The following is an 11385-nucleotide window of genomic DNA, read 5'->3' as shown; positions in this document are numbered from 1 at the left end:
ATCAACGACCGCTGATGCGCTGGCCGGCAGCGTGGCGGGCTTCCGTCCTTTCATCACAGCACCGTCGAGCACCGGAGGTCGAGCACGCGGCGGCGCACCACTTCCTTCACCTCCACCAGGCGGTGTGGCACGCCGTCGAGCACGATCCGATCGGTGAGCTCGAGGTCCGGCAGGAAGCGCACGCGGAAGACGACGCGCGCCTCGGCCGTCTGCCCAGGCTCCCGGAGGAACGCCTCGGTGGTGTTCTGGATCAGGTCCGCGCGGGCAGTCGCGACCGGGTGCCAAGCCTCTACGGGCGTGCCGGCATCGTCGAGCGTCTCGACGCGGCGCTCTACGGTGATGGTCTGGTCGAGGCGGCCCGCCCTCATGACAGCGGCTCCATCACCGTCGTCGAGAACGTCAGGATGCCGTGCGCGGTCTTCCCGTCCGGATCGCGCAGGAACCGGGCACCGGTCACGCGCTGGTCGACGAGGTCGAGGCTGTCGAGCACCAGGTCTACGTCGAGCGCCCGACGGACCGCGTTCACGATGGCCTTGGCGCCGGCGGTCCCGGCCTCGCGGGTCCAGATGTGGAGCGTCGAGGCGACGATCGTCCCGCGCCGGGCGAGGTCGAGGTTCGCGGGGATCTCCTGATCCTCGCCGAGAACGATCGAAGGGAACGACGCAGGCAGCCCGTGGCGGTCGGCGATGGCCGCGGCGGGCACCAGGGCCACAACACCAGCGTCGGCCGCCAGGCGGCTCCGGATGGCCTTCTGCACCGTGAGGGAGGGCGAGGCGCGCATCAGAATGCCCAGCACCTGAACGGCATGAGCAGGTCCATCACGCCGATCGGCAGCTCGGTCGCGGTCACGCCCACAAGCGACGCCTCGCGGTTCTCGTAGAGGTGCGCGGCCAGCATCCGGACAGCCTGCCGGAGCGGCGGCTCCATGTTGCTGCGCATGCCGCCCGTGAAGCCGGCGACCCACGTCTCCGCCACCTCAATCAGTTCGTCGAGGTAGGCATCGTCGAGGTCGGAAGTGACGTTGAGGTGAGCCTTCAGGGACTCACGGGTGACGGAGGACATCGGTTCATCTCGTTCCAGGAAAAAAGTCCAATTTCGGAGTTGTGCGAGGGGAGGAGCAGGACCGGTCTTTGGCTATGTTGCGAAATATTCGACCGCCCCCGGGGGTCATGCCGGCGATCCTTTGATGCGCCATGTCGGGGGCGGCGTGAGCGCTTCGGGTAGGGGTTTCGTCTTGAGCCGGACGTGCATGGCCTGCGGGCTGATCCCCAGGCATGAAGCCCACTGCGCGCAGGTCAGGCTCACACCGCGGAAGGTGATCAGCTTGGCGGAATGCCGATGGCGACGGGCAGTGCGACGTGCGAGAGCCAGGTGTGCCGGCGTGAGCGTGATCGGTGCCGGGACAGGTCGGGGAGCCGGCGGGCGCACCTTGGGTGCTTCGGGTTCGTCGTCGAGCATGGCGTCGGCCGGTAGCTTCTCGCCGCGCCAGACCACCATTGGCTCAGTGACGGCGCGCTCCTCGCTCCACCCGCGCTTGAGACGGGACCGGATGAGCTTGGTCGGAATGCCGTAGTCGAGCGCCCACTCGCTGATGGGCTGCGAGATGCCGTCGAGCGTGATCATGACACGGAGAAGTTTTGCTTGAAGGTGGCGGTGAAAGACGAGACGCCAGCCGCGTTCATGGTCTCGGTCCAATCATCGCAGGTCCACTTGACGGGCGTGGTGGTGCGAGGAGGCGTGTAGTAGAACGGCTCGACGCCGCCGCGTGCCTCAAGGAAGTCGGCGATGCTCTTGACCTGATTGGCGGTGAGCACGTCCCACTTCAGCGACAGGGTCTTCCGGATGTGGTTGAGGCCGTTGGGGACAGCCAACGAATAGCCATCTCCGAAATCAGCACGAAGGATCGCGAGCTCCGGCTTCTGCGTCGTGCCGGGCGAGGGCGCGACCGGCGGATAGAACGTCGGGATCACGGGCGCTTCTCCTCGGCCTGGCAGGGGCCGTCGTGGCAGGGCTGGCAGACCGGCGCCCACAAGGCGCGGTTCCAGAAAAGGGCGCGGTCGCCCCGATGCGGGGTGGTGTGGTGAACGACGGTCGCAGGCTTGCCGCACCGGCAGCACGTCGGGTGCTTGGCCAGGAAGCCGGCGCGGGCCTCGCGCCACTTGCTGCCGTAGCCGCGCGCCACGGCCGAGGGCCGGCGGGCGTCGTGCTCGCGATCGCGGCGCACCTGGCAGGCGCAGCGCACACCGGCAGGGACACGACGGCCGCAGCCACAGATGCGGGGCGGGGCGGCGGGCATCAGCCGGCGAGCTCCTCGGGCTTGACCACGCGACCGCCGAGACGCGCCATCGTGACGGCGAACTGGTCGTCGAGGGAAGCCTCGGGCGCATCGTCGGCGGGCGCGTCCGCGGCGCCGTGTATCGCCTTGAGGAAGTCGAGCTTCGCCCCGTAGGCGGCCAGGATCTCGGCGGGGGTGCTGTCCAGGGCGACGGCCGGCGAGTAACCGCACCACCCAGTGGCGAAGCCGTAGAGCTTGGCCAGGGCCTCGCCGATGTGGACCGGCGCAGCGTCGGCCTTGGCCGGCTTCGCCGCGGCATCCGGGTCGGCGCCGAGGAGTCCGAGCACCAGGTCGAGGAGGGCCGGCGTCACGAGTTCCAGGATGCGAGCAAGGCCGCCTACCGACACATCGAGGAGGTTTCGATCGCCCTCGAATGCCGTCTCCCGGATCAGGTCGCTGATGGCGGTGAGGTTGCCCTCGGCCACCATCTTGAGGAGCTCGAGGAGCCCGTGCCGGCGCTCGAGCCGGATCGCGGCGCGCAGCGTCGGCCGGAGGCGCACGCTGGCGCCTCCGATCGAAAGCACGATGTCGTCCGCGAGCCGCATCGGATCAGGCCGCCGCCAGGACGATCAGCGGGGCGCCCGTGATGCTGATGGTGTATTTCTCCATCTGCACCGCGTTGGCGTCGCTGCCGGTGACGCCCTCGGCCGACATCACGAGGCCGCTGAAGTAGCGGATCGATCCGTCCTTCAGCGCCACCCGGAAGTTGAACGGGGTGCTGTCGTTGGATGCTGCCGCCGCGCGCATCGCGACCTGGCCAGGATCGTTGGCGAGGAAGCCGGCGGTCAGCTCGAACGAGCCGGCGTCGCGCGTGCCCTTCATCTTGTGGGGGCGCGGCGAGTCCAGGGTCTCGAACTTGATCTCGGTGACCTTATCGCCGATCTCGCCCACGGACTTGATGCCCGTCACCTGCTGCCAGGTATCGGACGTGTAGTCGGTCACGACAGAAGCGGGCTTCTGCGTGCCGATGAAGAAGACAGAATTGAATGCGGGAGTGTAGCTCACTGCGTAACCTTTCGAGAGTTGGGGCCGTGGCTAGTGCCACGGCCGTTGTTGCTGGCGATTACGCAGCGACCTTCAGCTTCACGAAGCGGTCGGGGTGCGTGACGTCGGCGCCGACGCGGCGACGGGCGTGAATGCGGACCTGCCCCTTGGTCGCGAGGGTGTAGGGGTCGCGCAGGGTCGAGAGGCTCACCCGATCGACGATCCGGTAGCCGGACAGGTCGCCGAACATGATCGGGAAGGCGTTGGCGGCGATGTCGGGAGCGTCGATGCACTCGACGATCGGACGACCGAGGAGCGTGGTGGCCGCGCTCTCGGAAATCGGATCGATGACCAGGTAGCGGCCCTGGCCGTCCTTCCACTGGCGGATGGCGCCCAGGGTCTTCCGGTTCATCAGCCACGCGCCGTTCTGCGCATGCACGTTCGGCAGCGAGTGGAACATGCCGATGAGCACGTCGGCCGGGTTGCTGGCCGGGAAGTTGGCTGCCGCGCCGGTCTTCACCTCGGCGATGCCTGCGGCCGTGAAGAGGCCCTTCGGCTGGCCGACACCCGAGCCGGCGACGAAGGCAGCGCCCTCGGCCTTGCCGAACTGCTCCGCGAACTCGATCGCGAGCTCGCCCTCGAGGTTGTAGACGTTGTCCTCGAGGAGCGCCGTCGACACGTCGACGTAGGTGGCGAGCTCGTAGGGGGTGAGGCTCACCTGCTCGAAGGACGGCTCGGAGCCGGTGCGGTCGCCGGTCTCGGAGACCCAGGTCGCGGTCGCGCTGTTGACGCGGCGGGGGTAGCGGATCTGCGGGGCCCCGATCGTGATGACGCGCGCATACTGGCGGACCGGCGAGAACTCGACGATGCGCTTCAGCATCTCGGCGCCGAACTCGGTGGGGGCCAGGAAGCCGCCCGCCGTGTCGGTGGCGACGGTGAGCGCCTTGATCTCCTCGGCGCTCATGCGCTCCACGCCACGGCGCAGGAAGTCGCCGAACGCCTTACGGCCAAGGTCCGCAGCCTTGGTCTCCGGGGCGGCGCCACGGCGGTTCAGGGCCGCTTCGATGCGGTCGAGGCGGGCGGTGTCGGCCGTCTTGGTCTCGAGCGCGGCGAGGCGGTCGCCGACGTTCTTTTCCAGGTCGGCGAGAGCCTTGGTGACGATCTCCGCCGGATCAACCTCGGCGTCCTTCAATTCGATCGGGGCGCCCTCGAGGGTGCCGGCGTTCATGCACATGGGGTCTTCTTTCTCTCTACTTGCTGAGCGCCAGGGCGGCGCGGTGGATGGCTTCGGCGAGCTGGATTGCTGCCGCGCCGGACTTGGCGGACCGAACACGGGCGCCAGGATGGGAAGGGACGGTCACGAGGCTGATCTCGACGAGGTCGAGGGCCGTGATGGTGCGGCCACGAGCGCCCTGCCGGGGCGTGGCGGCCTTGGTCGAGAAGCCGATGGACAGGCCACCCACCGCACCGGAGCGCACCAGGGCGCGCACCTCATCGGCACGGGCGAGTTCCCCCACGAGGAGGCGGCCCTTCACCTCGAGCCCGGCCTCGGTCTCGACGGCCTCGTTCCAGGTGCCGACCGGGTCGTTCGGGTCGTGGCCGAACAACATCGGCACCGGGAGCCGGATGCTGCCGAAGGCGCCCTTGGTGATGACGTCGCCGACACGGTCGGGCGATCCGAATGGCCAGGCCAGGCCGGTGATGGTGCCGGTGTCGTCGACCGTGACGGCACCCTTGAACTCGAGGCGCTCGAACATCACGCGGCCTCCCGGCGATACCGCTGGCCGTTCAGGTCGTCGAAGACCGTGTTGAGGGCCGTGATCCGGTCGAGGGGCACGCCGCTGCTCATCAGGAAGCGGATGTGTGCCTGGCGGGCGGCGATGCGGTGCTGGCGCGCCTGCTGATCAAGGGCGCGCTCGAACTGCTCCTCGCGGGTCACGCTGCACCTCCCGCCAGGGCGGCCAGGACAGCCGCGGCGTCGGGATCAGCCTGCGGTGCGGGTGCGGGCTTGCCGGACCACAGGGCCATCAGGATCAGCGTCGCCAGCTCGTGCCCAACGTGCAGCGGGCGAGCGGTCACGTAGGTCTCGACGAGGGCCGCGGCCTCGGCCGGCTCGGCGCCACCACCGATGAGCGCCAGGCGCACCACCTCGGCGGTGTCCTTCATGTGGAAGTCGCCCGGCAGCACCCGGCGCACCAGGGCACCGATGCCGGCACCGGTGGTGCGCTCGAGTTCCAGGATCAGGGGCGGCGTGAGCGCGAGCGGGCGCTCGCGGTCGCCGACGAAGGCGGTGACGCTGGTATCAATCATCGGAGGGTGCCGGGTTGGCGGCGGGGGCCGCGTTGCTGGTAGTGTAGGGGTTCTCGAGCCGGTCGCCGTCGGGCCGGGACGGCAGGCCCTGAAGGGCGCGCACGTCGTTCGCCGTAGCCGAGCCGGTCGAGCGCAGGGCCGTGATGAGCGCGGCACGGGCGGTGCTGTCGGCCCGGAGGAGGTCGTCGAGGTCGAAGATGACGGAGTAGGTCTGCCGATCCTGCACCGGGATCAGGAGCCGCCGGTAGGCGTCCTGGAACGCCTGCACCCACGGCAAGAGGGTGAACTGGACGAACTGCCGGCCGAGCACCTCGGAGTTGTTGAGGGTCGACTTCGACAGCTCGGCGAGGAGCGTCGGCGGCACGTTGAAGGCCCGCGCGATCTCGTGGATCGCGAACGTCCGCAGCTCCATGAACTGCGCGTCCACGGAGCTGAGCCCGAGCTGCTCGAACAGCACGCCCTTGGGCAGCACGGCCGTCTTGCCGGACTGGTCGCCCGCGTTGAGCGCCGACCAGGTTGCGCCGATCTGCTTGATCGTGTCCGACGTGGCGTGCTGGTCGAGCCGGAGAAGACCAGAGGGACGGCCGCCACGGGCGAAGAGGCGCGCGGCGTGGGCCTCGAGCGCCAAGGCGAGGCTGATGGCCTGCCGGGCGTGGACGATCGGGGCGGTGCCGGAGACGCCGTTGAGGCTGCACGGGGCGCTGACGTGCATCACCTGGTCGTGGCGGAGCACCTCGGATCCGCCGATCCACTGGACGCGGTAGTGGGGCTCGGTGGTGATCGGGTCGAACTCGATGTCCACCTGGCCGGGCCGGAGCGGGTTCAGCTCCACGACGCGGTCCTCCACGACGTTCGCGCGGGCGACGCCGTTGCCGGTGAGCAAGGCATCGGTGGTGAGTTGCTCCCGCATCTTGCCGGCGGTCATCCACGGGCAGGCGTCGAGCGCCACGAGCGGGTGCGCAGGGTGCGAGGCGTCGAGGGTCTTCCCGCCGCCCTCGGATCGGAAGATGCCGGCCGGGACCGTGCCGAGCGCACCAGCGATCAGCTCCACGGCCGCCTTCACGGGCATGCACGACATCGCCGAGGCGGGCGTGACGGCGGGACCGGCGAGGGCCGGGACGGCGCCCCACATCTCGAGGAGCCACGGCTCCGGCCCAGCGACGCCGGACGCGGCAGGCGCGGCCTTCGTCTCGAACGAACCGAAGCTGGCGGTGATGGTGGGGGTCATGAAGTCCGACGCATGGGTGATCAATCAATGTTGATTGATCGGCGACGAACCGTCAGCTAGATCATCAACGCCTACATTATAGCACGGCGCTGATCATCACAAAGAAAAAAGGCCATTACGTCAAACAATGGCATTTGCGATAGGCCGAACATCCTCAACGGTGAAGATGCTTCAGGTCCAGGCCGGGGAACTCGACTGCATCGATCATCTTGCAGCGCTGCGTGAGGTCGCCCTCAGCCAGGATGCCGTAACGCCCGGTCGTCGTCGCTTGGGTGTGGCCGAGGAGGAAGCCGAACTCCTCGTCGCGAAAGCCGGCGCGGCGCAGCGCGTCCGCCATGCCGTGCCGGAACGAGTGGAAGTTGACTGCCGCGTCGTCCTTCACACCGATCCGCGCCACGTAGCGGCCCCAGAATCGCGAGAAGTGTCCGGAGAGGTGGCCGCGAGCGTCCGGCTTGATCTCGGGGAAGAGGCGGCGGTCGCCCGCAGCGCTCCGCTGCGTGTGGTAGTCGAGGAAGCCGAGGCGCTCGAGCTCAGGATGCACGGGAATCACGCGCTGTGATCCCTTGGTCTTGACCGTTTTCGTCTCATCGCCCTCGCGGGTCACGTGTAAGATCCAGCGACCGCGTTCCTGGCGCACGTCCGCCACGAGGAGTTGCGCGAGCTCGTTCATGCGCGCGCCCGTGAACAGCGACAGGAGCGGCAACCAGTAGCGGTGATCGGCGAGACGCACGTTGCCGGGCCGGTGCTCCTCTGCCTCCGACAGGCAGCCGGTGAACAGGGGTGACGCGAAGATGCGAGTCAGCTCCTCGGGCGTGTAGGGTCGGACCTTCGACCGGCGGTCCTTGCCTAGGTGCATCCCGTCGACCGGGTTTGAATCAATGATGCCGTTCTGCATCAGCCATTGGCAGAATGCGCCGAGGGCTGATAGGTATTTGTTTATGGTGGTTTCCGACAAAACTTGACGTTTCGCGTGCTCATTGGCCGCGATGATCTTCTTGAAAGTCAGGCCGCGGAAATCTCGCACCTCGGCTGCCTTGATCGGGAACTTGGCGAGCGCCTGTTTCCACTCGCGGACGGCCTTCTTGTCGATCTTGAAGGCCGGGAAGGTCGGGCCGACGTGCTGCGCGAACCAGCCGACGATCTCTCGGTTCATCCGGATCGTGTCCGGCTTCACCTTCTTCGGGTTCTCGCTCGCGAAGGTCTCGAACAGCTCCATCACGCCCTCGCCCGGCGCGGCGATGACATGCAGGTTGGGCGCGGGCGCCTTTACTGCCGGGTCATTGGGCTTGCCGGTGAAGTCGCCACGGTCGTGCTCCTCGGCTCGCCGGAGCGCTTCCAGTTCGGCTCGTTGTAGGCGTTGGCATAGATCGCGGAATGCCGGAGAGCCGGGCTCCATCGCCCATCCCTCGCGCCTGATCACGTCGAGCGCCCAGCCCTCCACCAGCGCCGTCTCTCCCTCGGCGAGGTGCTTCTCGATCGTTGCCTTGCGGACCGTGCGCTGCTCCCGCTGCCATTCCGATTGCCCCTTCAACACAAGGGCATCGCCCACGACGTTGAGGAGGTCGATGGGGCCTTCGCGACCTTGCCCGCTCGCCACGGCGGCGCGCGCCTGATCTACCGCGCCGTCGATCTCGGCCTTGGTGGGCAGGCTCAGGCGCTGCTGCTGGTGGAACTCGACCTCGGCCTTGTAGTGCTCCCACGTCGCGGCCCGCACATCGTCAGGGGTCGCCTGCCGGCGCCGCCGCAGTTCTTCGAACTCGGCGTGCCACTTCGCAAGCACGGGCGCCACAAGCGCCCTCGCCTGCCGCGCATCCTTCGTGCCGAGCGACTTCCACACCTCCTTCTTACCCACGATGGCCTGAAGGTCCTTCGGCACGCTGAGGCGCGCATAGTAGGAAGCTGAGCCGGCGCGGCGGGCGATGTTGGTGGCGAGGCACATAGGCTGATCCGAGGGCCAACCGGGACGGCTCGCCGTAACAGTCAGTCGTAACAGTCAGCCCAGAAATGTCAACGAAAACAGCGGTTTGCTTGTGGAACAAGGGCTTGACGGAGGTATGCTGGGAATCCTGGCGCCCCAGCCAAATTCCCCCGTAAGTCTCTGAATTCGAACGATTTCCCGCTGAAGCGGGAGGCGTCGGCACACATCGGTGTTGCACATGCGTGTCTCACACGAGGTGTCCGGTGCCGGCTATCGCTCATGCTTACAGGCGCGGTGGGAGCTATTCCTGGCGCCGCCGGATCCCGCTGCCGCTGATCCGATTCTGCCGTTCCAGGCAGCTCGTGGTAAGCCTAGGCACGCGCGACCCAGCCAGGGCACGCTTCCTCGCGAGCCAGCTCACGGCTCATTCCGATCAGCTTTTTCATCGCGCCATGAGCGAGCCCGAACCCGATCTCATCATGAGCCGCCGCCAGCTCGACGGCATCTTTCGCGAAAGCCTATTGGCCCACCTCGAAAAACTCGACCGGATCGCTGCGGCAGAACGTGCAGAACCGGACTTCGATCCTGAGGCGAGCCGGCGTGCCGATCGGCGTATGGGATGGATCCTGCGTATCCTTGGAGCGCGCGGCGCGGCAGCGACCATTGATACTCCGTTGGCTGATGAGATGCGTCGCGACGGGCTGAATGACCTCGACATTGAGGAAGCACGGGCGACGCTGGCCGCGATGGTGCGCCAGAACGGCCACCTGATGCCTCGCGCTCGGCTGGAAGGGCTGCTCGCAAACCAAGCGGTCGCACCGACCATGACTAACTTGTCTCTAGCTCAGGAGATTGCCTTCCGCGGTATGTCCGCGGCGGCCTTTGCAACTGAGCGCCGCTACGATGGTCTTCGGATCGAAGAGGTCACACTGCGCGACGCGATCCTGCTGAGGGAAGCGCAGGTGCCGCCGGAGGCCACAGGCTCGACGGCAACCGTGAGTACAGCTCGTTCGCAATCAAACGCTGATGCCGTCCCTCAAATGCCGACAGGCGTTGCAATCGTGTCAGCAAGCCCGGACCTCGCGCTGGATACGACGGACCAAGAGCCTCATCAGAAGGGGATGCATCCAATCATAGCGTTCGGGGAGGCGATGATCGCCGGGCGCGCTCGTGACGAAACCTGGGATGCAAAAACACAGCACCAGGCGCGTCAGATTTTTGCCCTGTTCGCCAAGCTACTCGTCGAGAACGGCCTCATCCGTGTGACTGATCTTCGGCAGAGCCATTTTGCCGAATTAGTTGATCTTTTGCGGTCCGTCTCGCCGTCGTATGGTAAGAGCCCTCGTGATGCCGAACGCAGCACTGCCGAACTGCGTGAGATTGGCGCCAAGCTTCCAACCAACAAACGAGGCATCGTCGGGGATACCATCAACCGTCACCTGACTTTCCTCGGACAGCTTGTAACATTTCTCAAAGCGCAGGGCCTCGCGATTGATGCGAGCATCGATCTCGCGCTCCTTCGCGCCCGCAAGCGGGACAGGGCACGTAACCGGCGACCATCTCTTAGCAACGACGATGTTGCGGCGATCTTCCGACTGCCCTGCTTCACAGGCTGTCGTTCGTGGCGCGATCCGTTTACCACCGGCGATCAGGTATTCCATCGCGCTTTGTACTTCGCAATTATTTTACTCTATTATACAGGCGCGAGACGAGAGGAAATTGCAGGACTTCATGTCGACGACGTGGAGGAGGCAAGCGGGATTGCATACCTTGCTTTTCGATTCAACGAAACGCGTCGTCTTAAGAACGTTCAATCTATTCGGTTTGTCGCTTTGCACCCAGAGGTGCTCCGCCTCGGGTTTTTGGACTACGTCAAAGCTGTTCGCGCACTCGGATACGGACTCGTGTTTCCGGATCTAAAATCGCCAAACTCAAGCTCGCCGCTCGGCGATCGCCTCTACGATGAATTTAGCAGCGGACTTCGAAAAGCGATCTCAAACGAAGCAGAACGTAAAAAGGTCATCCACTCCTTCAGACATTCGCTCGGCAACAATCTTAAGCAAGCCCGCGTTCACACGGAAATCAGAGCCGACATCCTTGGACACGCCGGGTCCGGTGAAACAGACGAGCGTTATTGCGATCCGACAGCTCTGGCATTGATGCTGGAGGAGCTGAAAAAGGTTCCAGCGGTCACCAACCATCTAGCGCAGAAGCCAATACAGCTGCTCCCGTGGGTCTCCGCAAAAGAGCGGCCGCCATTCGCAAGAGCCCGCAGACGCTCCATCTCTCGGGGATAAGTGGGCCCGGCAGGACTCGAACCTGCAACCAAAAAAGCTATTGCTGCCAGCGCTCTAACGAGCGTCCACGCGTACAGGTTATGCAGTTTGTGCGGGAGCTGCAAGACGGAGCGCCGGCACTTACGTTTGAAGGTGCCCGCAGCGCGGCCGGTCCTTCATCCAAACTCTCGTATGAGGCATTTCCGCAAGGGGGTCGGTGATCGACGTTTCGGACGGGCGGGGGAGCCGGGATGTCGTGCGAGCGCCGGGCTCGCGGATCCACTCGTGTCCGGCGGAACAGAACGTTCCTGACCAAGATGCCTCATGCGAGGCG

The 11385-nt window shown here is 66.2% G+C and carries 15 protein-coding genes and 1 pseudogene; 2 read left to right on the top strand and 14 right to left on the bottom strand.

All coding sequences use genetic code 11. The features are described 5' to 3' along the window. Positions 1-53: 53 nt before the first annotated feature. The 14 genes from MFF61_RS14225 to MFF61_RS14160 form a co-directional block, all read right to left on the bottom strand. A complete protein-coding gene (locus MFF61_RS14225) occupies positions 54-368 on the bottom strand; it encodes a head-tail adaptor protein (protein WP_238235717.1) in 315 nt (104 codons plus the stop codon). After that, positions 365-781: a DUF3168 domain-containing protein gene (locus MFF61_RS14220; protein ID WP_238235716.1), complete on the bottom strand. Its 417-nt coding sequence runs from the start codon at positions 779-781 to the stop codon at positions 365-367. The genes MFF61_RS14225 and MFF61_RS14220 overlap by 4 nt, the downstream gene beginning before the upstream one ends. Beyond that, complete coding sequence (locus MFF61_RS14215; RefSeq protein ID WP_238235715.1) at positions 781-1062, bottom strand: head-tail connector protein; 282 nt, start codon at positions 1060-1062, stop codon at positions 781-783. The genes MFF61_RS14220 and MFF61_RS14215 overlap by 1 nt, the downstream gene beginning before the upstream one ends. Before the next feature lie 105 nt (positions 1063-1167). After that, on the bottom strand, positions 1168-1623 hold the full coding sequence (locus tag MFF61_RS14210) for a hypothetical protein (protein ID WP_238235714.1): 456 nt from the start codon (positions 1621-1623) through the stop codon (positions 1168-1170). Beyond that, positions 1620-1970: a phage tail protein gene (locus MFF61_RS14205; protein WP_238235713.1), complete on the bottom strand. Its 351-nt coding sequence runs from the start codon at positions 1968-1970 to the stop codon at positions 1620-1622. Before MFF61_RS14205 ends, MFF61_RS14210 begins: the two co-directional genes overlap by 4 nt. Next, positions 1967-2224, bottom strand: a complete 258-nt coding sequence (locus MFF61_RS14200) for an HNH endonuclease (RefSeq protein WP_306423395.1) — start codon at positions 2222-2224, stop codon at positions 1967-1969. The genes MFF61_RS14205 and MFF61_RS14200 overlap by 4 nt, the downstream gene beginning before the upstream one ends. Positions 2225-2295: 71 nt before the next feature. Beyond that, on the bottom strand, positions 2296-2835 hold the full coding sequence (locus MFF61_RS14195) for a hypothetical protein (protein ID WP_238235711.1): 540 nt from the start codon (positions 2833-2835) through the stop codon (positions 2296-2298). 49 nt (positions 2836-2884) lie between these two features. Then, entirely contained in the window at positions 2885-3277 is a 393-nt protein-coding gene (locus tag MFF61_RS14190) for a phage tail tube protein (protein WP_238235710.1), read from the bottom strand. A 121-nt stretch (positions 3278-3398) separates the two neighbouring features. Further along, complete coding sequence (locus MFF61_RS14185; RefSeq protein WP_238235709.1) at positions 3399-4547, bottom strand: phage major capsid protein; 1149 nt, start codon at positions 4545-4547, stop codon at positions 3399-3401. A gap of 22 nt (positions 4548-4569) precedes the next feature. Continuing rightward, positions 4570-5076 carry an HK97 family phage prohead protease gene (locus tag MFF61_RS14180; protein WP_238235708.1) on the bottom strand — a complete coding sequence of 169 codons (507 nt, stop codon included), beginning with the start codon at positions 5074-5076 and terminating at the stop codon, positions 4570-4572. Further along, positions 5076-5258 carry a hypothetical protein gene (locus MFF61_RS14175; RefSeq protein WP_238235707.1) on the bottom strand — a complete coding sequence of 61 codons (183 nt, stop codon included), beginning with the start codon at positions 5256-5258 and terminating at the stop codon, positions 5076-5078. Before MFF61_RS14175 ends, MFF61_RS14180 begins: the two co-directional genes overlap by 1 nt. After that, the gene (locus MFF61_RS14170; protein ID WP_238235706.1) at positions 5255-5629 is read right to left on the bottom strand and encodes a gene transfer agent family protein; all 375 of its coding nucleotides are present in this window, start codon (positions 5627-5629) and stop codon (positions 5255-5257) included. Before MFF61_RS14170 ends, MFF61_RS14175 begins: the two co-directional genes overlap by 4 nt. Continuing rightward, a complete protein-coding gene (locus MFF61_RS14165; protein ID WP_238235705.1) occupies positions 5622-6857 on the bottom strand; it encodes a phage portal protein in 1236 nt (411 codons plus the stop codon). Before MFF61_RS14165 ends, MFF61_RS14170 begins: the two co-directional genes overlap by 8 nt. 154 nt (positions 6858-7011) lie before the next feature. Then, complete coding sequence (locus MFF61_RS14160) at positions 7012-8796, bottom strand: site-specific integrase (RefSeq protein WP_238235704.1); 1785 nt, start codon at positions 8794-8796, stop codon at positions 7012-7014. Positions 8797-9017: 221 nt separating this feature from the next. Between MFF61_RS14160 and MFF61_RS34045 the strand changes: the two are divergent. Together MFF61_RS34045 and MFF61_RS14155 are read left to right on the top strand one after the other, a co-directional pair. Next, a pseudogene (locus tag MFF61_RS34045) lies at positions 9018-9215 on the top strand (DUF6538 domain-containing protein); the annotation flags it as partial. 12 nt (positions 9216-9227) lie between these two features. Then, the gene (locus MFF61_RS14155) at positions 9228-11072 is read left to right on the top strand and encodes a site-specific integrase (RefSeq protein ID WP_083469530.1); all 1845 of its coding nucleotides are present in this window, start codon (positions 9228-9230) and stop codon (positions 11070-11072) included. The last annotated feature ends 313 nt before the right edge of the window (positions 11073-11385 follow it).

This window comes from Methylobacterium isbiliense (assembly GCF_022179325.1).
GTDB lineage: Bacteria > Pseudomonadota > Alphaproteobacteria > Rhizobiales > Beijerinckiaceae > Methylobacterium > Methylobacterium isbiliense.
The sequence above is the reverse complement of the archived record's forward strand: the minus strand, read 5'-3'. Positions and strand labels throughout refer to the sequence as shown.